At 35.6% G+C, this 23,213-nt stretch carries 19 protein-coding genes; 11 read left to right on the forward strand and 8 right to left on the reverse strand.

The annotated features are described in order from the left end of the window. Positions 1–212 precede the first annotated feature (212 nt). Both ACIQ6Z_RS02710 and ACIQ6Z_RS02715 read left to right on the forward strand, forming a co-directional pair. On the forward strand, positions 213–1,445 hold the full coding sequence (locus tag ACIQ6Z_RS02710; protein ID WP_396209402.1) for a dicarboxylate/amino acid:cation symporter: 1,233 nt from the start codon (positions 213–215) through the stop codon (positions 1,443–1,445). Between the two features lies 1 nt (position 1,446). Then, positions 1,447–2,130 (forward strand): DedA family protein, encoded by a 684-nt coding sequence (locus ACIQ6Z_RS02715; RefSeq protein WP_396197457.1) that lies wholly within the window; start codon positions 1,447–1,449, stop codon positions 2,128–2,130. 51 nt (positions 2,131–2,181) lie between these two features. On the opposite strand, the gene ACIQ6Z_RS02720 is transcribed toward ACIQ6Z_RS02715, so the two are convergent. Then, the gene (locus ACIQ6Z_RS02720; protein WP_396209403.1) at positions 2,182–2,922 is read right to left on the reverse strand and encodes a hypothetical protein; all 741 of its coding nucleotides are present in this window, start codon (positions 2,920–2,922) and stop codon (positions 2,182–2,184) included. 48 nt (positions 2,923–2,970) lie between these two features. Beyond that, the gene (locus ACIQ6Z_RS02725) at positions 2,971–3,216 is read right to left on the reverse strand and encodes a hypothetical protein (RefSeq protein ID WP_396209404.1); all 246 of its coding nucleotides are present in this window, start codon (positions 3,214–3,216) and stop codon (positions 2,971–2,973) included. A gap of 409 nt (positions 3,217–3,625) precedes the next feature. Between ACIQ6Z_RS02725 and ACIQ6Z_RS02730 the strand changes: the two genes are divergently transcribed. The 5 genes from ACIQ6Z_RS02730 (at position 3,626) to ACIQ6Z_RS02750 (ending at position 9,676) form a co-directional block, all read left to right on the forward strand. Beyond that, entirely contained in the window at positions 3,626–4,738 is a 1,113-nt protein-coding gene (locus ACIQ6Z_RS02730) for an NAD(P)/FAD-dependent oxidoreductase (protein WP_396209405.1), read from the forward strand. A 61-nt stretch (positions 4,739–4,799) separates the two neighbouring features. After that, positions 4,800–5,531, forward strand: a complete 732-nt coding sequence (mtgA, locus tag ACIQ6Z_RS02735) for a monofunctional biosynthetic peptidoglycan transglycosylase (RefSeq protein WP_396197454.1) — start codon at positions 4,800–4,802, stop codon at positions 5,529–5,531. A 10-nt stretch (positions 5,532–5,541) separates the two neighbouring features. Next, the gene (locus ACIQ6Z_RS02740; RefSeq protein ID WP_396209406.1) at positions 5,542–6,360 is read left to right on the forward strand and encodes an SDR family NAD(P)-dependent oxidoreductase; all 819 of its coding nucleotides are present in this window, start codon (positions 5,542–5,544) and stop codon (positions 6,358–6,360) included. Positions 6,361–6,420: 60 nt separating this feature from the next. Next, complete coding sequence (locus tag ACIQ6Z_RS02745; protein WP_396209407.1) at positions 6,421–7,221, forward strand: TIGR00266 family protein; 801 nt, start codon at positions 6,421–6,423, stop codon at positions 7,219–7,221. 16 nt (positions 7,222–7,237) lie between these two features. After that, positions 7,238–9,676 carry an outer membrane beta-barrel protein gene (locus tag ACIQ6Z_RS02750; protein ID WP_396209408.1) on the forward strand — a complete coding sequence of 813 codons (2,439 nt, stop codon included), beginning with the start codon at positions 7,238–7,240 and terminating at the stop codon, positions 9,674–9,676. 212 nt (positions 9,677–9,888) lie between these two features. On the opposite strand, the gene ACIQ6Z_RS02755 is transcribed toward ACIQ6Z_RS02750, so the two are convergent. The 5 genes from ACIQ6Z_RS02755 to ACIQ6Z_RS02775 form a co-directional block, all read right to left on the reverse strand. Next, positions 9,889–11,991: a prolyl oligopeptidase family protein gene (locus ACIQ6Z_RS02755; protein WP_396209409.1), complete on the reverse strand. Its 2,103-nt coding sequence runs from the start codon at positions 11,989–11,991 to the stop codon at positions 9,889–9,891. 111 nt (positions 11,992–12,102) lie between these two features. Continuing rightward, on the reverse strand, positions 12,103–12,657 hold the full coding sequence (locus ACIQ6Z_RS02760) for a type 1 periplasmic binding fold superfamily protein (RefSeq protein ID WP_396209410.1): 555 nt from the start codon (positions 12,655–12,657) through the stop codon (positions 12,103–12,105). A gap of 11 nt (positions 12,658–12,668) precedes the next feature. Further along, positions 12,669–15,050 carry a TonB-dependent receptor plug domain-containing protein gene (locus ACIQ6Z_RS02765; protein ID WP_396209411.1) on the reverse strand — a complete coding sequence of 794 codons (2,382 nt, stop codon included), beginning with the start codon at positions 15,048–15,050 and terminating at the stop codon, positions 12,669–12,671. Positions 15,051–15,114: 64 nt separating this feature from the next. Then, positions 15,115–15,426, reverse strand: a complete 312-nt coding sequence (locus ACIQ6Z_RS02770) for a hypothetical protein (RefSeq protein ID WP_396209412.1) — start codon at positions 15,424–15,426, stop codon at positions 15,115–15,117. Between the two features lie 189 nt (positions 15,427–15,615). Further along, complete coding sequence (locus ACIQ6Z_RS02775; protein WP_396209413.1) at positions 15,616–16,605, reverse strand: aspartate-semialdehyde dehydrogenase; 990 nt, start codon at positions 16,603–16,605, stop codon at positions 15,616–15,618. A gap of 198 nt (positions 16,606–16,803) precedes the next feature. On the opposite strand from ACIQ6Z_RS02775, the gene leuS reads away from it, so the two are divergent. The 3 genes from leuS to ACIQ6Z_RS02790 all read left to right on the forward strand — a co-directional run bounded on the left by leuS (position 16,804) and on the right by ACIQ6Z_RS02790 (position 21,216). Next, the gene (gene leuS / locus ACIQ6Z_RS02780) at positions 16,804–19,647 is read left to right on the forward strand and encodes a leucine--tRNA ligase (RefSeq protein ID WP_396209414.1); all 2,844 of its coding nucleotides are present in this window, start codon (positions 16,804–16,806) and stop codon (positions 19,645–19,647) included. A gap of 73 nt (positions 19,648–19,720) precedes the next feature. After that, positions 19,721–20,395, forward strand: a complete 675-nt coding sequence (locus tag ACIQ6Z_RS02785) for a hypothetical protein (protein ID WP_396209415.1) — start codon at positions 19,721–19,723, stop codon at positions 20,393–20,395. A gap of 125 nt (positions 20,396–20,520) precedes the next feature. Then, complete coding sequence (locus ACIQ6Z_RS02790) at positions 20,521–21,216, forward strand: zinc metallopeptidase (protein WP_396209416.1); 696 nt, start codon at positions 20,521–20,523, stop codon at positions 21,214–21,216. A 69-nt stretch (positions 21,217–21,285) separates the two neighbouring features. Here ACIQ6Z_RS02790 and ACIQ6Z_RS02795 read toward each other — a convergent pair whose 3' ends face one another. Further along, positions 21,286–22,656 (reverse strand): saccharopine dehydrogenase family protein, encoded by a 1,371-nt coding sequence (locus ACIQ6Z_RS02795; RefSeq protein WP_396209417.1) that lies wholly within the window; start codon positions 22,654–22,656, stop codon positions 21,286–21,288. A gap of 71 nt (positions 22,657–22,727) precedes the next feature. On the opposite strand from ACIQ6Z_RS02795, the gene ACIQ6Z_RS02800 reads away from it, so the two are divergent. After that, complete coding sequence (locus ACIQ6Z_RS02800; protein WP_396209425.1) at positions 22,728–23,174, forward strand: DUF423 domain-containing protein; 447 nt, start codon at positions 22,728–22,730, stop codon at positions 23,172–23,174. Positions 23,175–23,213 lie beyond the last annotated feature (39 nt).

Genomic DNA, 23,213 nt, shown 5'->3' on the forward strand with positions numbered 1-23,213 from the left:
TTCCACAGACAATTAATGGAAGAACCGGATTATGTAGCGGGGAATTATACCACAAAATTTATGGAATCTTTTGTCATGAAAGATCAAGAATAATAAAAAAGCGATTTCATTTGAAATCGCTTTTTTTATATAAAATAAATATAAATCGATAGGGGATGTAGTACTTTTTTAAAAAAATATGCCTATTTTCACATTCTAAAATATTTATAAAAGTGAAGAATAATAAACTATTTATATTAATCATTATTTCGCTCATTATTGGGGTGGCCTTGGGGGGAATAGTGCATTATCAATTTCCCGATGCAATTGAATCCTTTTCAAAAAATATAAAACTATTAGGAACCATCTTTATTCGATTGGTGCAAATGATTATTGCGCCTTTGGTTTTTTCTACTTTAGTCGTGGGAATTGCTAAAATGGGCGACATGAAAATGGTGGGAAGAGTCGGCGGAAAAGCGATGGCTTGGTTTGTTTCGGCATCCTTAATTTCCTTAGTGTTAGGAATGGTTTTGGTTAACTTTTTCGAACCCGGAAAAGGGACTACCATCAAATTAGAAGATACTTCAAGTGCCACAGAATTGTTAGAAAATACCAAAGGATTTTCATTGGAAGAATTTGTCAAACACGTGATTCCTAGGAGTTTGTTTGAAGCCCTTGCAACCAACGAAATTCTGCAAATTGTAATTTTTTCCATCTTATTTGGAGTGGCTTTAGCGGCCTTTAGTAAAAAAGAAGCAAAACCAATTATTAAACTGTTGGATACCGTTTCTCATGTGGTATTAAAAATGGTTAGTTATATCATGTGGACTGCCCCATTAGGGGTTTTAGGAGCCGTGGCCAGTGCCATTGCCAAACATGGTTTCGAAGTTTTTACATTGTATGCAAAATATTTAGGGGCATTTTTCGTAGGAATTTTAGCCTTGTGGGTGTTGTTATTGGCGGTGGGGTATCTCATTTTAGGCAAACGACTTTTTGTCTTGCTTCAACGAATCAAAAGTCCGTTGTTAATTGCTTTTTCAACCACCAGTAGCGAAGCTGTTTTTCCAAAAATGGTAGAAGAATTAGAACGTTTTGGGTGCCAACCTAAAATTGTGTCCTTCACTTTGCCGCTCGGCTATTCTTTTAACCTTGACGGAAGTATGATGTACATGACGTTTGCCAGTATTTTTATTGCGCAAGTGTATGGTATAGATATGTCATTGGGCGAACAATTGACCATGTTGTTGGTACTGATGCTAACCAGTAAAGGTGTAGCCGGTGTGCCCAGAGCGTCATTAATCGTCGTAGTTGCCACCTGTGCCATGTTTGGTATTCCGCCAGAAGGAATTGCCTTAATCTTACCCATTGACCATTTTTGTGATATGGCGAGAAGTATGACCAATGTGTTAGGAAACGCCTTGGCTACTGCTGCAATTGACAAATGGGAAACTAATCCAGAAGCATAGTATGAACGATTTCCATTGGACCCAATTATTCAATCCTGAATTTTATATTACCATGGAAGTGGGGGGTATTCCTATTGGAATTTATGTTGTTTTGTTCATTGTCTTTGCCGAAACAGGCCTTTTTGCGGGGTTCTTTTTACCGGGCGATAGCTTGTTGTTTTTATCGGGAATCTATGCCGAAAAATTAGCAGCTCCTTTGCGGTTCATCCCAGAGACGTATTCGGATGTGACCGTAGTTGCACTTGCCATTTCTCTGGCGGCAATAATCGGAAATATTTTTGGGTATTGGTTTGGCGCTACCAGTGGAAGGGGTTTATACAATAGAAAAGACGGTTTATTATTCAAGAAAAAATACCTCTATCAATCGCAAGAGTTTTTCGAAAAACACGGCGGAAAAGCCATCATCTTTGCCCGTTTTTTACCGGTAGTTCGCACCTTTGTCCCTATAATTGCGGGAATTGTGCACATGCCCAAAAGTAAATTCATGCTTTTTAACGTGCTGAGTTCGTTGTTATGGTCTTTTATACTCGTGTTTGCCGGGCATTATTTGTATGCCTTTTTCAACGAAGAATTTGGCATCGATTTGAAAAAACACATCGAAACTATTATTCTGATTTTAATAGCCATTACGTCGTTTCCTTTGATCATGAAAGCCATTAAGGCAAGGAGAAAGACAGAATCATAAGGAGATTAATAGATATATCTAATTTAAATCCTTGTAATTTAATATCTTTAACTAGTATTTTTCAATAAAGAAGGACATACTTGTAGTATTATTTTGTAGCTCGATCAATTTATCTTTAGCAATGGAGTATATAAATAAATTATTCTCATTAGTAATTCTCCCTATTTCAATTGGTTCAAGAAATTCAAAGCCAATGTATAAGTCAGAATCAGCTATTAGATTTAATTTTTCAAGGTTAAATAATACTATATTTTTCTTATAGTAATAATTTAAAATAGTGGTGTCCAATAATTTTGATAATTTACCATTTTTATATATATAAATATGGGGCCTAATAAAGTTTCCTTTTGGTTTTTTTTTCACAAATAAGCCAATATTTTTTATTTTAATTACTTTAGAGTTCTCAATTCTAATTAATGAAATTGAATTTTTAGTACCAAAGTCAAAATAAAAATCTGGTTTTATCTGGTGTAAAAATTTATTTTTAGATTGCGTAACAATAACTTCTTTTAATGTAGCTATTTTCGGAGTGAGGAATACAGTTTTAGTACTAATTTCCGTTATTTTTTTATCATGATATCCTATAACACGAATATTTAAAGTGTCGTCAATAATATTGTAAAATGTAACTGTGCCTAAGCTATCCGAAATAATGTGCTTTTTTTGGTCATTTGAATATAAATGAACAAAAGGTATTGGTTCATTAGTTAAACTATCTCTAAATTTTATATGTTGTTGAGATATGCCTACCATAGAATAAAATCCTGTTACAAAAAGATAAATATTTTTCATAGGAATAAATTTGTGTAATCCTCATTTTGAGGATTACACTTTTAATAATTAAAGACACCCACTACAATCTGAACCGGTCCATTGCCATCCGGAATCTGCTACTTCAAGCCAAAAAACAAAGGTTTTTGTTCTACATTCGGTCATAATACAGCATTCATCTGTATATTTTCTACAATTAGTTACATCTCCCCAAAAGGGTCTACCAGCGCTGTTAACTTCTGCTACAGACATTAGGCTAAACAAAAGTGCAATTAATGATAGAATTGCACCACTTTTTAATAATAATTTTTTCATAATAACTAGTTTACCCTATTATTCATTCGGTTTTACGAAAGGACGACAGCTTTAGGTAACTGTTGGTTTTAAATGAAGTGTACCGCCCTACTGATTTCCAAAATAGTTAACATCCTTGCAAGGGTTCGTTTCTATTATTCGCGACTAATTTCTACGAAATGTTGATCTATTATTTCCACCATTTATTTTTTGCCCTAATTATTATTCTTAGATCACATCTATTGAACAAAAATTTCTGGCGTTAATTTTACCAAAACTACAAAAATTATTTAAAAAACAAAACATCAGTACAATTTTTTAAATAATTAGCACTTTTTGTAAGTTAAATTAGTTATACGGGAATTCTAAAATGATTCTGTCCACAATAAAAAACAAATTCTTACATTTACTTTTTTAAGTACTATAGCATATGCAACTCAGTTATTGGGAAATAAAAAATTGGTTTACTAACGTCGATTTTACCATCGTAGGCAGTGGCATTGTAGGGTTGCATGCCGCTCTAGCGTTGCGCGAACGTTTTCCTACGGCTAAAATTTTAGTGCTTGAAAAAGGAGTTTTGCCCCAAGGCGCCAGTACAAAAAATGCCGGTTTTGCTTGTTTTGGAAGCTTGTCTGAAATCATTGACGACTTAGAAACCCACTCCGAAGATACTGTAGTACAACTGATTCAAAAACGCTTTGCCGGTTTGCAGTTGCTTCGAAAAAACCTCGGCGATAAAGCACTGAGTTTAAAATCCTATGGCGGCTACGAACTGTTTTTAAAGGAAGACGAACTGTTCTACGAGGAATGTATGCAGAAAATGCCGTTCATCAACGAACTCCTGCAACCGCATTTTAAATCGGATGTTTTTTCAAATCAAGGCAATCGATTTCAATTTTCAGGCATTACAGGACAGCTTATTTTTAATCCGTTTGAAGCACAAATTGATACGGGCAATATGATGCAAGCTTTACTCAAAAAAGCCCATCAAAACGACATTTTAATTTTGAACAGTCAAACCGTAACCCATCATCAAGAATTGAATGAGGCTGTTGAGGTAGCAACCAACGGAATTACATTCAAGACAAACAAATTGCTGTTTACCACAAATGGTTTCGCGGCCCAATTGACCCATAACCAAGTGCAACCGGCAAGAGCTCAGGTTTTGATTACCAAACCGATTCCCAATTTAGCCCTCAAAGGAACCTTTCACCTTGACAGGGGCTATTATTATTTCAGGAACATAAACGATCGAATTCTTTTGGGAGGGGGTCGAAATTTAGATTTTGAAGGGGAAACAACTACGTCACACGAAACCACTGATCGAATTCAGAATCGTTTGGAAGACGTATTAAAAAATGTAATTTTACCCCAGCAATCCTATGAAATTGAACACCGCTGGAGCGGCACTATGGGCATGGGAACGCATAAAAATCCTATCGTCCAACAACTATCAAATCATGTATATTGTGGGGTGCGTATGGGAGGAATGGGAGTAGCAATAGGGAGTTTAATTGGACAAGAAGTAGCAGATTTGATATAAATTGTTTCAGGCTTTAACTTGAAACTTTAAACCTGAAACCAAAAAAGCAAAGCTTTTATATATGGCAAAAAAGATAACACAAAATAAAACGGCAAAACCTGGGGTAAAACGTACTACAGGTCAAAAAATAAAACGCTTCGTATGGTTGGCCTTTTTATGGTTCAACGGGATTAACTTTTTAATTGTTTTGTTGTTCAAATTTGTACCCGTTCCGTTCACACCTTTAATGGGTATTCGGGCCATGGAACATAAAAAAGAAGGCAGAGACATGATCTGTAGTCACGATTGGGTGCCGCTCGACGAAATTTCTTTAAACCTTCAAAAAGCGGTTATTGCTAGTGAAGACGGACGTTTTTTTGACCATTGGGGGTTTGATTTTGAAGCCATGCAAAAAGCCTTCAAAAGCAATCAAAGCGGAAGAAAAATCAAAGGCGGTAGTACCATCTCTCAGCAAACCGCCAAAAATGTGTTCTTGTGGCAAGGCAGAAGTTATCTTCGTAAAGGGTTGGAAGCCTATTATACCGTTTGGATCGAATTGGTTTGGGGAAAAAAACGCATCATGGAAGTGTATCTAAACAGTATTGAAATGGGCGATGGCGTTTACGGAGCTGAAGCGGCTGCAAAACATTGGTACCGAAAAGATGCCTCTAGCCTCACGCGATATGAAGCAGCAGGTATAGCAGCTATTTTGCCCAATCCAAGAAAATACAAAGCGTCTAATTCATCGTCTTATATCAACCGGAGAAAAGCCAAAATTTCGCGGTACATTCGCATGATCGAACTTAAATATTAAATCCAGGCTATTGAAAAAAACAGTACTCATCACGGGAGCAGCTAGAGGCATAGGAAAACAAACGGCATTGTTTTTTGCCCAAAAAGGTTGGAATGTTATCGCGACAATGCTTTCGCTTGCAGAGGCCGATGATTTGTTAGCGTACCCAACGATTTCATGCTATGAACTTGACGTAACGAGTACGGAAAGTATTCGATTGGCCCAACAAAAAATCGCCCAAGACCACAAAAATATTGATGTGATCATCAACAATGCTGGTGTGGGATACAGAAGTTTTGTAGAACTCTCGGAAGATGAAAAAATTGATGCGATTGTAAACATCAATTGGCTTGGCGTAGTTAAAGTATGTCGGGCATATATTCCCGTTTTTAGAGCCCAAAAAAGTGGTTTATTCATTAACATTTCTTCGATTGCAGGGTTGGTTAATTTGCCCTTAGGCAGTTTTTACCATTCCACAAAACAGGCCGTAGAAAGTTTTTCAGAATGCATGGCTTATGAATTGTATGATTTGAATATTAAGGTGTGTACGGTGCAATTTGGAAACGCACCTACTTCGTTCCAAAAAAGCGTAACGACGTCACCAGCAACTTCCATTAAATCTTACAATGATCTGATGAAAAAGGTAACCGATTTATTGCATAAGAAATCGAATAAAAACACAAATCTAACCCCACTTATTACTCAAAAATTATTCGAAATTGCTTCACAACCCAACCGAGAATTCAGAAGGTATACAATTGGGTTTGATGCAAATTTCATGCGTTTGCTCCGCAGCGTATTGGGCTACCGTCTTTTCAATGCCATCATTAGAAAATACACTTTAAAATAAACGGCGCTTTTCGTAACGTTTTATTTGTACTGTCGACCTATACCTAAAAAATAAATACAAATGAAAGCACACGAAATTGATTACCATATTTATGGTGAAGAAATGCAATATGTTGAAATTGAATTGGATCCGCAGGAAGTTGTAGTAGCAGAAGCGGGAAGTTTTATGATGATGGATAACGGCATTAAAATGGAAACTATTTTTGGCGATGGAAGTCAGCAAGAAGGCGGTATTTTTGGAAAACTACTTTCGGCTGGAAAACGTGTTTTAACCGGGGAAAGTTTGTTCATGACAGCCTATCAAAATATCGATTTTGGAAAACGTAAAGTGTCATTTGCTTCGCCTTATCCTGGAAAGATTGTTCCGATTGATTTACAAGAATTTGGCGGTAAATTTATTTGCCAAAAGGATTCGTTTTTATGTGCTGCCAAAGGGGTAGCAGTAGGGATCGAATTTACTAAAAAATTAGGAACAGGTTTGTTTGGGGGTGAAGGCTTCATCATGCAAAAAGTAGAAGGTGACGGTATGGCATTTGTACATTCAGGAGGCACATTAGCCAAAAAAGAATTGCAATCAGGAGAAGTTTTACGGGTTGATACAGGTTGTTTAGTAGGTTTTACTAAAGACATAGATTATGATATCGAATTTGTTGGAGGTATTAAAAACACCTTATTTGGTGGCGAAGGTATTTTCTTTGCAACCCTTAGCGGACCAGGTATTGTTTACATTCAATCGTTACCGTTTACACGATTAGCAGATCGAATTATTGCTTCTGCGCCAAAAGCTGGAGGGAGTAGTAGGGAAGAAGGAAGTCTTTTAGGCGGATTGGGCAGGATGCTCGATGGCGATAATCGCTTTTAGTTTTAAAATGTGAAATATGAAAAAAGTACTGCTAGTATTGTCTGTTCTATTATTTGCTATTCATTCTAATGGTCAAAATTATATAGATATTAAAGGAAAAATTGTAAATGATCAGAATGAAAAATTATTTGGCGTAACCGTTTTTCTTGTAGCATCTGACAATGAGCAAACTATCAAAGCGGCCTTTACCGATAACGAAGGAAAATTCGAATTTAACCAGGTTAAGGTTACTTCATTTAGAATTAGTATTCAGGGGATGGGCTATAAGAAAAAAATATCTCAAATTTTTACTGCTGGTACGAGTTCTGAAGTAATACTCCCCGCAATTTTAATTGAAGAACAAGTTGAGGCACTCAATGAAGTCGTAATTACTTCTCAAAAATCATTTGTAGCACAAAAAGCAGATCGAATTATTGTAGATCCTAATGCATTAATAACTAATGCAGGGTTGTCTGCCTTTGAAGTCCTTGAAAAGGCACCATCCGTTACCATTGGTTTTAATAATTCCATTGCTATAAGAGGTAAGAATGGAGTAATGGTGCTCATAAATAACAAACCAACAAATCTATCTGTTGATGATTTAGTAAGTTATCTGAAAGCTATTCCAGCATCTGAAATTGAGCGAATTGAGATTATGAATAATCCACCAGCTATGTATGATGCTGCTGGAAATGCAGGAATTATAAACATCATTCTTAAGAAAAATAGTGTAAAAGGAACAAATGGCAGTGTCAATTTATCCTATGGGCAAGGGAAATATGGAAGAACAAATAATAGTTTTAATTTAAATTACCGAATTGAAAAATGGAATTTTTTTACCAACTTGAATAGTGGACAAAATAAAAGTTTTCAAGATTTAACCATAACTAGAAATTATTTTACTCCCGCTGGAGACTTAAGTTCCGTATTCACACAAAATTCATATATTACTCCAAATTCCAAGAACAATTCATTCAAGATAGGAACCGACTTTTATGCGACTTCAAAAACAACCTTTGGAATAGTTTGGAACGGTTTTTCAAATCCATCTCAGCGAAACACTTCAAATATTGCTACTGTTTTTGATGGAGATAGACAATTAGTCAACACGATTTCATCAGAGAATCCTATGGAAGTTGACTTTAAAAATAGTAGTTTTAATTTAAACATGAATCATAAGTTAAATGAATCAGGTCAAGAAATTGCCGTTAACTTAGATAATATTTCTTATGATTCTAATATTACTCAAAACTTATGGAATAGAACATTTAACTCAAATGATCAGTTAGTTGATTCAAATCAGTTGGTTTCAAAATTACCTTCAAATATTAAGATAAATACAGCAAATATTGATTATACAGGAATAAAAATTAAAGGAGGAAAATTAGATTTAGGTGTAAAATCTAGTTTTGTTCGCACAAGAAATGTTGCCAACTTTGAAGATGTAGTTGACGAAGTACGTACGCCAAATTATGATTTTTCTAATGATTTTTCATACAAAGAAAACATAAATGCTACGTATGTAAATTATGCAAAAGAGTTTACTAAATTTTCAATTCAATTAGGATTACGTCTTGAAAATACAAATATTAAAGGGTACCAAGCTGGTAATCTTGTTGTAGCAGATTCTACATTTCATATAAAGTATACGAATCTGTTTCCAACTGTTTTTGTTCAATATAAATTAGATACAATTCAGAAACATGTTATGGGACTTTCTATGGGAAGAAGAATAAATCGACCTAACTATAAAGACTTAAACCCGTTTACATATCCAATTGATAGATTCACATTTTATGGCGGAAATCCATACATCAAACCTACATTTTCTTATAATGTTGATGTATCACACACTTTTAAAAATTATTTAACTACGACTTTAATGTATAGTTATACAAATGATGTAATTTCCGAGACAAATGAGCAAAGAGGAAATATTTACTACAGTCGACCCGGTAATTTTGATACGGAGATTTCGTACGGAATTTCTGTTAATGGGGTGTTTAAAATTAAGAAGTGGTGGACTCTAAATTTATATACTTCTTATTTAAATGCTATTTATAAAAGTGATGTCTATACAGAAAAGCTTGATGATAGTAATTGGAATTGGGTAATTATGCCAACAAATCAATTTAAAATAAATGATACATGGAGTGCAGAATTATCTGGACAGTATCAAAATGGGTTATTATCAGGACAATTCTTTATATCTCCTGTGGGCTCAGTAAGAGCAGGGGTGTCAAAAAAAATATTAAAAGATAAAGGTGTCATAAAACTTAATGCATCGGATGTTTTTTATACCAATCAAATAGAAGGGCAAATTAGAAACATTGCAAATGCAAATGCTTCATGGTATAGCTTGTTTGATTCGAGAGTTGTTACGTTTACTTTTTCGTATAGATTTAGTAAAGGCGATAACTTGAAAGTTAGACAAACGGGTGCTTCACAAGACGAGCAAAAAAGGGTAAAGAGTTAATGAATTTTGCTTTTGTTAATTGGCGTTAAAATGAGCTACGAGTAGCATTTACTTCTTCATAAACTTTTTAAATTTCAGTTTTTAAGTATTACAAAAAACAGGCTAGTGAAAGTTTTATTGTTGGCTTGTATATCTAAATAGTAATTACGAATCATACGTTTTTCTGCATAAAAAAAGAGCCCGAAGGCTCTTTTTATCTATATATTAACTTTTTATTTCAATTCTTTAATTCCCATATTGTAAAGGGTAAAGGCTTGCATGTCAACGTTTTCTTGAATGGTTGCTGCAACTGATTTTCCAGCACCATGTCCTGCATTCACTTCAATTCGAATCATCACTGGGTTTTCGCCAGCTTGTTTGGCCTGCAATTCGGCCGCAAATTTGAAACTGTGTGCCGGTACAACACGGTCATCATGATCGCCCGTTGTTACTAAAGTTGCTGGGTATTTTATTCCGGCTTTTACATTGTGAACGGGTGAATATCTTTTCAAATATTCAAACATTTCAGCACTTTGTTCCGCTGTACCATAATCATAAGCCCATCCCGCTCCAGCAGTAAAAGTATGGTAACGCAACATGTCCAAAACACCCACGGCTGGCAAGGCTACTTTAATCAATTCGGGACGTTGTGTTATAACAGCGCCAACTAATAATCCACCATTAGATCCTCCTTTAATCGCTAAATAATCCGATGAGGTATAATTTTCTTGGATTAAATATTCGGCAGCCGCAATAAAGTCATCAAACACATTTTGTTTTTTTAATTGAGTCCCAGCATCGTGCCATTTTTTTCCATATTCACCGCCACCTCTTAAATTGGCGACAGCATAAATACCGCCGTTTTCTAACCAAACTGCATTAGAAATACTGAAAGATGGCGTTAAACTTATATTAAATCCACCATAGCCATATAAAATGGTAGGGTTTTTTCCGTTCAACGGGGTTCCTTTTTTGTAAGTAATGATCATCGGAATTCTTGTGCCGTCTTTTGAAGTATAAAACACTTGTTTGGACTCGTAATTACCAAATTTAAAATCAACTTTTGGTTGTTGAAACATTTCCGATTTTCCCGATTGTACATCAAAAGTATATATTGTATTTGGTGTTACATAGTTGGTAAACGAAAAATATAGAGTCGTTTCTGTTTCTTTTCCACCAAATCCTCCTGCCGTTCCAACGCCTGGCAATACTACTTCACGAATCAAATGACCATCATAATCAAATTGTTTGATGAACGAAACCGCATCTCTCATATAACTAGCAAAGATAGATCCGCCTCCTGTGTTGGGGTTCAAAACGTTTTCGGTTTCAGCAATACAATCTTTCCAGTTCTCTTTTGATGGATTTGAAAGATCAAATGTCACCACTCGTTTGTTTGGGGCATTGAAATTCGTTACCAAATAAATTTTAGAACCTTTATTGTCTAAAACATCGTTGTCGTTTTCATAATTATCAATTAAGGTTACGATTTTACTATTCGGTTTTGATAAATCTAAATAATACAACTCGTTTCCAGAGGTAGAATTGGCTGCTGTAATAAACAAAAAGTTTTGATCATTTGAAACACTTCCTCCCACATACCTTCTTTTGATATCGCCACCAAAAATCAATTTATCCGTTTTTTGAGCCGCTTTTAATTTGTGGTAATACAATTTATGTTGGTCAGTTTTTGCAGACAATTCACTTCCAACGGGCTTGTCATAACTTGAATAATAAAACCCTTCATTTTTATACCATGCAATGCCGCTAAATTTAACATCTACAAGGGGATCGCCGATAATTTTCTTTGTTTTGGCATCCAGCACGATGACTTTTCTCCAGTCACTTCCTCCTTCGGAAATTTCATAAGCCACCAAGCTACCATCCTTACTAAAACTAATACCGCCTAAAGAAGTAGTACCGTCTTTTGAAAAAGTATTGGGATCTAAAAAAAGCTCCTCTTTCCCATTCTTATCTTTTCTAAAGAGAACCGATTGATTTTGTAGCCCGTTGTTTTTATAAAAATACGTATAATCACCTTCCTTGAATGGCGCTGAAATTTTTTCATAATTCCACAAATTTTCCATTCTAGATTTGAGTTGGTCTCTCAATGGAATAGTAGCCAAATAACGGTAAGTTACATCGTTTTGCATCTTTACCCAAGTCCCAGTTTCGGAACTTCGGTCGTCTTCTAACCAACGGTATGGATCGTTAATATTTTCACCAAAATAGCTGTCAATGTGGTCGATTTTTTTGGTTTCAGGATAGGTAATTTTTGTTTGTGCGTTCATAAAAAGTGTACAAACAATAGCGGTTATGGTTATTGTTTTTTTCATATAAATAAGTGTTGATTGGAAAACAAAGATATTCAAAAAGGGTTGAATGATTTGTTAAAAAACAAAAACGACTGAAATTTCAGTCGTTTTTGACAAATTTGACTTGATTTTTTAGTTTACGGCTAGTGAAAAAGTAACTGCAGCGTCTGTATTACCACCTGCATTTGTGATGCTACCACTTGAAACACCTGAAGCAGTTTTATTTGGCAAATGTCTCAAAGTTACCGTTAAAGTTCCTGTCGAGCCAGCAGTACCAGCTACTAATGTAAAGTTTAAGCCAACGGGTCTCCCATTTGTATCAGTATCGGAGTACGTTACGGTTCCAATAGAAGACGGAAGTTGATAAAAAACTTGATGATCTGTTCCTTCTTCTTCAACTTCTCCAGTAATGTCTTCTGCCGGATTTTCCAATTCATTCAAAAATGTGGTGGAACCCGAATACGTGCGACCTGCAACTAAATTTCCAGATACACTTACTACAGGAGCATTTGGACCATCACCATCTAAATCTCTTGAGGTTAATGTAATAATTTGTCCCCCTCCACTTAGCGTTGTGGTTACTGTAGTAATAACTTCTTCTTCATTAACAGGAGCATCATCATTTGAGCACGAAGTTGAAAATAAGGTTGGAATTACGAAAAAGGCGATAAGTTTTAAATTTTTCATGTTTTGATTTTTTAATAATTAAATTTTAATTGAATTTGAAAGTTTCTCCCCATCTCGTCTACAAAAAAACGTTGACGATTAAGGTAATCTCGATACGTTGTGTTTAGTATATTTTGAATACTAAAAGAAGTGGTTATACTGTTTCTTTTATTGATTTTGAATTTCATCTCACTGTAAAAATGCAACAAATGATAGCTTTTTGGTGGGGAACTAATAGTAACTAAAACCGGTGTTAACGCATTATTGACGATAATATTGGCTTCAAAATCGTAGTTGGGGAATTGGTTTTGCCTAAAAACCAATTCACTTTTTAATTCGGATACGAAATTGAACCAGGTTTCATTTTTATACTGAATTTTGTTATTGATTACAAACGGAGGTATGTCAATTAAATACTCGTCAGTACTTAGATTTTGTCCGTTTACGTAGGCCAAACTCAATTCATGTAAAAAATGGTGTGACATGGCCCATATTGTGTTAGCGTCAAAACCTGTGAGTATAGCTTCTGTTTGTTTAAATTCCCAAACCGGAAAAGCTCCTCGAATTGTGGTTTCAAAACCAATAGGCTGCAAATACATAAAATTTGAAATTCGGTTAACAAATGGATGCAATTGTACTTGAAACGATTTCCAATCTTTTTTTATAGTGGTATTTAACTTGTACGCCTGCTCTTTTTCCAACCGCAAATCCCCTAACTCTATTTGACCCGTTGAATGATGTAATCCATCACTAAATAGTTCGGACGGATTTGGATTTCTAGAAGCCAAACTTATATTTGCTAACCATTCCATTTCATGATGCAATTGCTTTTTAAATCCAATATTTGCCGTAAAATTATGATAATTAAAAGTTGGTTTTGTGAGCCATTGATTGCCTTCTTCTCCTACAATAAAATGAGAAAAATCGGCATCATAACCACGTTCAACCCATCTTGATTTTAAATAATATTTAGTAGCTTCGATACTCGAAAAATCATAACGAATTCCCGATTCTATCGAAGTGGCATTATCCAATTTGTAAACGGCAATTCCATACAAACCGGCATCTAATTTTTCATAACTCGGAATTAATGGTCGAACACCCGTTTTTGGATTCGCAAAATTATTTTGATAGCTCAAATTCAAGCCCGATTTGAATCTCCAATTTCCAACAATGGTTTTGTAGTCCATTAAAAAAGTATGCGTTGCCAATTCTAAATCTAATGCCGCTTTATCATTGTTGGCACTACTTCTTCTAACATCAAATTCCAAGCGATTGTTGAATTGAAAAGCATATTGCAAATCAACCGACGTGTTTTTATGGAGCCAACGTTGGTAATTAATTTTGGCTAAATGATGTTGTACTTCTTGTTTTGGTGCATCAATCGAATAAGTAAATGGATCAATTACACTTGGTTGTTGGTTGTTGATGGAATTGTACAAATCAGTTACATTTCCTATATGAGACGCTTTTAAAATTCCAATTTGTGCATTGTAAAAACTGTACGTTGCATTGAAATTATATTTTTCTTGAGCAAATCGAATGCCTCCCGAAAAATTTTGTTCACGATTTCCAGAATTTGATAACACATAATCAGGCGTTTCTCTATCACCTAAATATTTGAAAGTTCCCAGAGCATTCCAACTCCAACCCAGTGAATTCCCTTTTTGAATAGACGAACTCAAACTACCACCCATTCCGTTGGAGGCTGCATTGAAAATTGTCTTTCCAACCAATGTATCTTTTTTAATAATCTCGGGTTCGATTACAACGATCCCACCAATTGCATCGCCACCATATTGCAAAGCTGAGGCGCCTTTTATTACCGTGATTTTTCCAGCCGAATTGATATCAAAATTAGGCGCATGTTCGGCTCCCCATTGTTGGTCTTCTAACCGAACATTGTTATTGATAATTGGCACACGATTGCTATGCAACCCATTAATTACTGGTTTTACAATAGTACTTCCAGTTTTTAAAATGGAAACGCCTGTAACTTCTTTCAAAGCTTCACCTAAGGTTTGGTTGCTATATTTTTCAAGGGCGGCACGCTTTAAAACGTGTTCATCACTACTTTCACTTTTTGAATTGGAATGTTGTTGAATGGTCACTTCTTCCAATTTGGTATAATCTAATTTCAATAGACGATTTATAGTCAAATCATTTGAAATTTCGATAATTTCTTCAATAACAGAATATCCTATAAACGAAATATAGAGTTTTTGTTTTCCTTTTGGAATGCCTGATAAACGATAACTTCCATAAGCATCTGTTGAAGTAGTTTTATTGGCAATGTGTACGTGAGCATCTCTTATTGGCAAACCTTTTTCATCAGAAATAACGCCAGTTATAGTAACTTGAGTGTATCCGAAAAAGCCAACCAAAAAGAACAAGGATATCGATAATAATCGCATTTCTTTTAGTTTAAATGTAACACAAAGTATCATTATTTTTGGTAATGATATCGTAATAAATTATTTAAACTAAAAAAGGAGGGCCTCGAAGATAGAACGAATTTCCTTCAAACGTAATACAAGTTTCAGTACTATTGAATTGGTACGGAATTTCGTAAAACGAAGGAATTAAGTCAAAATGAAGATTTTCTGGTGTTACAAAAGCCGCAAATTTAAAATCACAAACCGGACAATCTTCGCTTTCGGTAACCGTTTTTTCAGACGTTTTAAACGACAAATGATGTGAGTCGTCACAACATGCTGTTGTAAGAGGGTGTTCGTGCGAAAAAGCATGCACTGATTGATAACATGCCGCAAATAATACAGCAAGTATCAAACCGATGTTTATATATAATAATTTCTTTTTCACTATAGCAAAGATACTGCTTTTAGAGGAATGAAATAATTCAATTTACTAATTAACGCTTTTTTAAGTTTTGATGGACGTAATTCGCTAGTTAGTGGTTATTTTATGAATCATCCATAATCTGTTCAATAAACCAGATGTCTATGTGTTTAAAATACTTTATACCAGATTATTAGCAATCAAGTATTCTGCAATTTGAATCGTATTCGTAGCCGCTCCTTTTCGCAAGTTGTCGGAAACAATCCACATGTTAATGGTGTTGGGTTGGCTTTCATCTCTTCGAATTCTTCCCACAAAAACATCGTCTTTCCCTTGTGCATAAATAGGCATCGGATAGGTAAACGTATCTAAATTATCTTGTACAGTAACTCCCGGTGTATTATGTAACATTTGACGGACTTCATTCATATCAAAATCATTTTCAAACTGAATGTTAACCGCTTCACTGTGTCCGCCCACGACCGGAATTCGAATGGCTGTTGCAGTAACCGCTATGGTTTTATCGTTTAATATTTTTTGCGTTTCACGTACCAATTTCATTTCTTCTTTGGTGTAACCATTGGCTTCAAAACTGTCGCATTGTGGAATGGCATTTCTGTGAATAGGATATTTGTAGGCCATATCGCCCTGAATTCCGGCATATTCATTTTCCAATTGTTGAACTGCTTTTACTCCAGTTCCAGTGATGGATTGGTATGTTGAAACTACGATACGTTTGATGTGATATTTTGTATGTAATGGCGCTAAAGCCATCACCATTTGAATAGTAGAACAGTTCGGATTGGCAATAATTTTATCTTCTCGCGTTAAATCCGATGCATTGATTTCTGGAACGACTAATTTTTTGGTTTCGTCCATTCGCCATGCCGAAGAATTGTCAATAACAGTAGTTCCGGCTGCAGCAAATTTTGGTGCCCATTCTAATGAGGTTTCGCCTCCAGCAGAAAATAAAGCAATTTCAGGTTTTAATTCTACAGCGCTTTGTAAGCTAACCACACTATAGTTTTTACCTTTCCATGCAATGGTTTTTCCCACTGATTTTTCCGACGCAACCGGAATCAATTCGGTTACTGGAAAATTTCGTTCTGCTAATACTTGAAGCATTATTTCGCCTACCATTCCGGTAGCGCCCACTACGGCTACTTTCATTTTTATGAGTTTTAGTAGTACAAAAGTAGAGAATAATCAAATTACTTTTCAAAAAAGTTACGGATATATTTGAATGAATATCGAATTCTTATCTAAAATTTAATCCCTTTCAACTTTGAGATTTAAAACGTAAATTTGCACTTTATTTTTCGGTTATACCGACAATGAAAATCAGAAAACAGACTATAGATAATTGAAATGAAATATTTCCACGAAAAAATCGAAGCCAAATGGCAACAGTATTGGGCTCAAAACCAAACATTTAAAGCTCAAGAACCTAATGCGCAAAACCCATTACCTAAATACTATGTTTTGGATATGTTTCCGTATCCATCGGGTGCAGGTTTACACGTGGGACATCCTCTAGGGTATATTGCTTCAGATATCGTGGCACGCTATAAAAGACATCAAGGGTTTAATGTGTTGCATCCGCAAGGCTATGATTCGTTTGGTTTACCCGCAGAACAATATGCCATTCAAACGGGTCAACACCCCGAAAAAACCACACGTGAAAATATAGCACGTTACCGCGAGCAATTGGATCGAATTGGGTTTTCGTTTGATTGGGGCAGAGAAGTACGTACTTCCAATCCAGATTATTACAAACACACCCAATGGATTTTTATTCAATTATTCGAATCTTGGTACAACAAAGTCACCGATAAAGCAGAAAGCATTTGTACGTTGCTACAAGAATTTGAAAAGAATGGTAATTTAAATGTTACTGCCGTTTGTGACGATAACATCGTGCCTTTTTCTGCGGCTGATTGGAACGCTTTTTCATCGGAACATCAGCAAAAAATACTATTGCAATACCGACTAACTTATTTGGCCGAAACTGAAGTAAACTGGTGCCCAGCATTAGGGACTGTATTGGCTAATGATGAAATTATTAATGGTCTTTCCGAAAGAGGGAGTCACCCTGTAATTCGTAAAAAAATGACGCAATGGAGCATGCGCATATCAGCTTATGCCGAACGCTTATTGCAAGGTTTAAACGAAATCGATTGGAGTGAATCGATCAAAGAATCACAAAGAAACTGGATTGGGAAATCAGTAGGAGCTACCGTAACGTTTCAAGTTTCGGGTTCCAAGTTTCAAGTTGAAGTGTTTACCACAAGACCTGACACCATTTTTGGTGTTACATTTATGACTTTAGCGCCTGAGCACGAATTGGTGTCACAAATTACCAGTGCAGAACAAAAAGCATCGGTGGATGCCTACGTAGATGCCACAGCAAAACGAAGTGAACGTGAAAGAATGGCCGATGTAAAAACCATTTCAGGTGTATTTACAGGGGCTTATGTTGAACATCCGTTTACACAAGAACTAATACCAGTTTGGATTGGCGATTACGTATTAGCTGGGTATGGTACGGGAGCTGTAATGGCGGTTCCTTGTGGTGATGAGCGTGATTATGCATTTGCAAATTTCTTCAAAGGGACGTTCGGAATGCCCGAAATAAAAAATATTTTCAACCAAGATATTTCTGAAGCCGCTTACAGTGAAAAAGGCGGAATCGAATTGGTAAATTCTGATTTCTTAAACGGATTAGATTACAAAAACGGAACGAAAAAAGCCATCGAAGCTTTAGAAAATATAAGTGCAGGAAATGCTAAAGTAAATTACCGTTTACGTGATGCCGTTTTCTCTCGCCAACGCTATTGGGGTGAACCTTTTCCAGTATATTATGTGAATGGCTTGCCACAAATGATTGATAAAAAATACTTGCCAATTGCTTTGCCAGAAGTTGAAAAGTATTTACCCACCGAAGACGGCCAACCGCCATTAGGTAACGCAACCGTTTGGGCGTGGGACGTTGAAAAGGCGGGAGTTGTGAGTTGTGAGTTGATAGATAATGTAAACGTATTTCCGTTAGAATTGAACACTATGCCAGGTTGGGCAGGTTCTTCTTGGTATTGGATGCGTTATATGGATGCGCAAAATGAAAACAACTTTGCAAGCGAAGAAGCTTTAAAATATTGGGAAAGTGTAGATTTATACATAGGCGGAAGCGAACACGCAACCGGACATTTATTGTATTCACGTTTTTGGAATAAATTTTTAAAAGACAGAGGCTATGCACCTACTGAAGAACCATTCAAAAAACTGATCAATCAGGGAATGATTTTGGGAATGAGTGCGTTTGTATACCGAAGTGAAGATGCTAAAACGTTATATTCTAAGGGATTGATTCAAGGAAAAACTGTGCATGCCATTCATGTGGATTTATCGTGTATTAATGATATTACGAATGAATTGGATATCGAAAAATTCAAAGCCCATCCTTTGTATGCCGCCTATAGAGAGGTCGATTTCCTTTTAGAAAATGATAAATTTATTGTCGGACGCGAAGTCGAAAAAATGTCAAAATCAAAGTTTAACGTGGTTAATCCAGATGATATTTGTAACGAATATGGAGCAGATACCCTGCGTTTGTATGAAATGTTTTTAGGGCCTTTAGAACAAGCAAAACCTTGGAATACTGCTGGAATTACAGGGGTGTATGGTTTCTTGAAGAAATTATGGCGTTTGTATTTTGACGACCATGGTGTGATTGTGGTCAATGATGAACCAACTGCCGAGATGTACAAGTCGTTGCATAAAACGATCAAAAAAGTGACTGAAGATATTGAAAATTTTTCCTTCAACACCTCGGTATCTCAATTCATGATTTGCGTCAATGAATTACAACAATTAAAGTGCAACCATCGTGCGATTTTAGAACCATTGGCTATTTCGGTTTCTCCCTATGCACCCCATATTGCAGAGGAATTGTGGAATGCTTTAGGTTATGAAGGTTCTGTTTCAAGGGTTCCTTTTCCTAAATTTGAAGAAAAGTATTTGGTAGAATCTGAAAAAGAATATCCCGTATCGTTTAACGGTAAAATGCGATTTACAATTACGTTACCTTTGGATTTAACCGCCACTCAAATCGAAGAAATTGTTATGGCTGATGAAAGAACACAAGCGCAATTACAAGGCAGAACGCCCAATAAAGTGATTATAGTACCGGGTAAAATTATTAATTTGGTAGGGTAATTTTTTTAAGATTTTTTTCACAAAGAATGTACCTTTATTTGCGAAATTTGCTAAAACTTATAAATTAAAACATATGAAAAAGATCATTTTATTAGTTGCATTGTCTACTGTATTTTATAGTTATTCTCAAGAAGAGGTTAGCAAGGATGAAGAAAAATTCAAAGTAACAGCGGAGGTTTATTTTGGTTTTGGGTTGCAATTTCATGATGAATTCAATCTCAATCAAAAACTAGTTGCCTCAAATGTAGTTCAATTAAACACTACCCGTCCCGAATTTCAAGTAGGGATGAATATTTTTGGAAAAAAATATTCAGGAGACATGGAATTTGGTTTTTCACAAAATGAAGAGGCGAATGAAACGACCAAAAACAAAGACATGGGCTTTACGGGGAGATTCCGGTTTCATTATAATTTAATTAATAAGGAAAAAATTGCATTTACAACAGGATTGAGTCTTGCTGGAACTTCAACGGAAGTTGATTTGTACTCAAGAAGTAACACCGTTGATTTTAACAATCTAAATCCAAATGATAATGGAGGGCTTATTTCACTCAGAAATCAGCTGTTTTATGTGGGACCTTCTGCTTCTTTATATCTATTCCGTAACAAAAGTTATAAGTTGAGATTGAATGTTGGGTATGAGTTTTCATTTACAAATGGGAAGTGGAAATCGGATTACGCTTCTATAAACAATACGGTTAAAGAAAGTGGTAATAATCGATTATTGGTAGGCTTGGTTCTTTTTTAATTTTTCCAATGCACTTGTTTTGATTAGCTTTACATAATACAGTAGAATGCCAAGTTGTCATTGTTTTATTTTGGCTTGCCATTTGATACTAATTTTGTAACTTTAAATTTTTAAATTCAAAAAATATGTTAGGATATTATCTAATGATTGGCGTCATTGCACTAGCGAGTTGGCTAGTTAGTAATCGTTTAAAAAATAAATTTGCGCATTATTCAAAAATAACCCTGCGCAATGGTATGAGTGGTGCCGAAATTGCCGAAAAAATGTTATCCGACCATGGTATCAGAGGCGTGCAAGTAATTTCTACACCTGGACAACTTACCGATCATTACAACCCGGTAAATAAAACCGTTAATTTATCAGAAGCGGTTTACAACCAAAGAAATGCTGCCGCCGCAGCTGTTGCCGCTCATGAAGTTGGTCATGCGGTTCAACACGCACAAGCCTATCAGTGGTTGACCATGCGTTCTAAAATGGTTCCAATGGTTAACGTTTCTTCCAGCATGTCGCAGTGGTTGATTATGGGTGGCTTAATTTTAGGTTTTGCTTCTAAATCAGGAATCGGATTTTATGTAGCGGTGGCAGGTTTAGTGTTAATGGCTATTGCAACGGTGTTTAGTTTTATTACGCTTCCGGTTGAATATGATGCCAGTAACAGAGCATTGGCGTGGTTAAAAAATAAAAACATGTTGAGCCAAGAAGAATTTGCAGGGGCTGAGGATTCTCTTAAATGGGCCGCTCGAACCTATGTCGTGGCAGCATTAGGTGCTTTAGCTTCTTTATTATATTGGGCTGTACGAATATTAGGTTCGCGAGATTAAAAGATAATTAAAAATAATAAAATCCGTCTCACTTTTGAGACGGATTTTTTTTGCAGTATTACATAAGAGTTAATTTTTCACGTTCAGCGGATTATATCCTAAATAAGAAACGGCCTTTTCTTTAAAAACAACCCCATAACTTTCCAATTCTTTCAATATGGGTTGATAAACATCTTTTTTGATCGGTAATTGAACCCCAGGTGTTGTAATTTCTTTATTGATGATTTTTAAAGCTGTAATTGCTACGGGTAATCCAACAGTTTTTGCCATAGCAGTATAGGTTTGATCGTCACCAATACAAACCATGGTTGCATCAATCTGTTTTTTTTCACCATGTAATTCGTAACCAATTTTGTGGTACATTACAATCATATCTTTGTCTTCGGGTTGTAAAGCCCATTTTTCGACTAATATTTTTTCTAAAATTTGTGCAGGGGTTGCCTTTACTAGTTCTACTTTTTTGGCCGGGTTGAATAAGTCCAGCTCAACCAATTTATCCCAAATAACATCATCTTGGTCAATTTTTTGAATGGCTCTCAATTTGATTTCAACGGTATCTGTTGGATGATAGGGTAAAAACGAATTGGTGAATTCACGATACGTCATGTCTTCAGAATTGTCAATGATGTAGGAATCATCGGTCATGCCCAATTGTACTAAAATATCCCAAGCTCTAGAATAACCTACTCTTCGAATCGTACCTCGATAACAGGTTAAGGCGTTGTCCAAGCCATAAACACTGCGGTATTTTAATGAATCTCTGTTGGCATAGGCCTCAAATCGACCAAAGTCTTCCACTTCCAAAAACTCAGTTCGTCTAAATAATTTAGAATATGGGATGTATTTATAAGTACCCTCTTGAATAAATTTCGCAGCGCCTCCTTGACCTGCAAGGACAACGTTTCTAGGGTTCCAAGTGAATTTATAGTTCCACAAATTTGTGTCGCTTTCTGGAGCTACTAACCCCCCACAAAAGGACTCAAACAAAATGATGTTTCCTCCTTGATCTCTAATCTCGTCAAGGACCTTCATCGCACTCATGTGATCAATGCCTGGATCCAGACCTACTTCATTCATAAAAATTAAACCGTTGGCTTTTGCTGCTTCATCTAATTCTAACATAGCCGGACTAATATAAGACGCTGTAACCATGTGTTTTTTGTAAGTAAGACAGTCTTTGGCAACTTCAATATGCAGGTGGGCGGGTAACATTGAAATTACAACAGTAGCTTTTTGAATCTCTGCTTTTCGTTGATCTTCGTTAAAAACATCAAAAGCAATGGCTGTTGCATTTTTATGATTATTAGTTTTTTGTTGCGCTAATTCTATAGATAAATCACCAATCGTAATGTACAATTGTTCTTTTTCCGAGTGGTCTAACAAGTATTTTATAAGCGATGATGCAGAACGGCCCGCACCAATGACTAATATGTGTTTCATCTGTTACGATTAATAAAAATATAACACGAAGATAATAAAATGTTATATTTATAAAAGTTTTTTTCTGATTTATATCCTCAAATAAGGCTAAAACTTTTACTACCTTTGGAGCAAATAGTAAACAAATGGATAAAAAAATTCTTTTGACAGCTGCTGTATTAGGATTAACAGCAATCATCTTAGGGGCTTTTGGTGCACATGCATTAAAAAAAGTACTTACTGAAACCCAATTGCAATCTTTTGAAACTGGGGTGCGCTATCAAATGTACCACGCTTTATTTTTATTCTTTATTGGAACCTTTTCTATGTTACAAGAAAAAGACCGTTTCGTTATTTTTTGGTTGACTCTTTCGGGTGTACTCTTTTTTTCGGGATCCATTTATTTATTAGCTACAAATGAGCTTACGCAATTGAAAACAAAATTTCTTGGACCGGTTACTCCGATCGGTGGCGTATTATTGATTTCAGCCTGGGGCTACTTGTTTTACTCGATTTTATGTAAAAAACTAACAATTTAAATGCTATCTAAAATTTAATTTATAATTTTGCACTTTAAT

The organism is Flavobacterium sp., from assembly GCF_044376915.1.
Lineage (GTDB): Bacteria > Bacteroidota > Bacteroidia > Flavobacteriales > Flavobacteriaceae > Flavobacterium.

Coding starts and splice junctions, on each gene's coding strand:
- ACIQ6Z_RS02720 (WP_396209403.1), bottom strand. CDS start 2,922: ATGAAAAATATTTATCTTTTTGTAACAGGATTTTATTCTATGGTAGGC.
- ACIQ6Z_RS02755 (WP_396209409.1), bottom strand. CDS start 11,991: ATGAAAAAAACAATAACCATAACCGCTATTGTTTGTACACTTTTTATG.
- ACIQ6Z_RS02785 (WP_396209415.1), top strand. CDS start 19,721: ATGAAAAAGATCATTTTATTAGTTGCATTGTCTACTGTATTTTATAGT.
- ACIQ6Z_RS02790 (WP_396209416.1), top strand. CDS start 20,521: ATGTTAGGATATTATCTAATGATTGGCGTCATTGCACTAGCGAGTTGG.
- ACIQ6Z_RS02725 (WP_396209404.1), bottom strand. CDS start 3,216: ATGAAAAAATTATTATTAAAAAGTGGTGCAATTCTATCATTAATTGCA.
- ACIQ6Z_RS02730 (WP_396209405.1), top strand. CDS start 3,626: ATGCAACTCAGTTATTGGGAAATAAAAAATTGGTTTACTAACGTCGAT.
- ACIQ6Z_RS02745 (WP_396209407.1), top strand. CDS start 6,421: ATGAAAGCACACGAAATTGATTACCATATTTATGGTGAAGAAATGCAA.
- ACIQ6Z_RS02750 (WP_396209408.1), top strand. CDS start 7,238: ATGAAAAAAGTACTGCTAGTATTGTCTGTTCTATTATTTGCTATTCAT.
- ACIQ6Z_RS02715 (WP_396197457.1), top strand. CDS start 1,447: ATGAACGATTTCCATTGGACCCAATTATTCAATCCTGAATTTTATATT.
- leuS (WP_396209414.1), top strand. CDS start 16,804: ATGAAATATTTCCACGAAAAAATCGAAGCCAAATGGCAACAGTATTGG.
- ACIQ6Z_RS02775 (WP_396209413.1), bottom strand. CDS start 16,605: ATGAAAGTAGCCGTAGTGGGCGCTACCGGAATGGTAGGCGAAATAATG.
- ACIQ6Z_RS02760 (WP_396209410.1), bottom strand. CDS start 12,657: ATGAAAAATTTAAAACTTATCGCCTTTTTCGTAATTCCAACCTTATTT.
- ACIQ6Z_RS02765 (WP_396209411.1), bottom strand. CDS start 15,050: ATGCGATTATTATCGATATCCTTGTTCTTTTTGGTTGGCTTTTTCGGA.
- mtgA (WP_396197454.1), top strand. CDS start 4,800: ATGGCAAAAAAGATAACACAAAATAAAACGGCAAAACCTGGGGTAAAA.
- ACIQ6Z_RS02795 (WP_396209417.1), bottom strand. CDS start 22,656: ATGAAACACATATTAGTCATTGGTGCGGGCCGTTCTGCATCATCGCTT.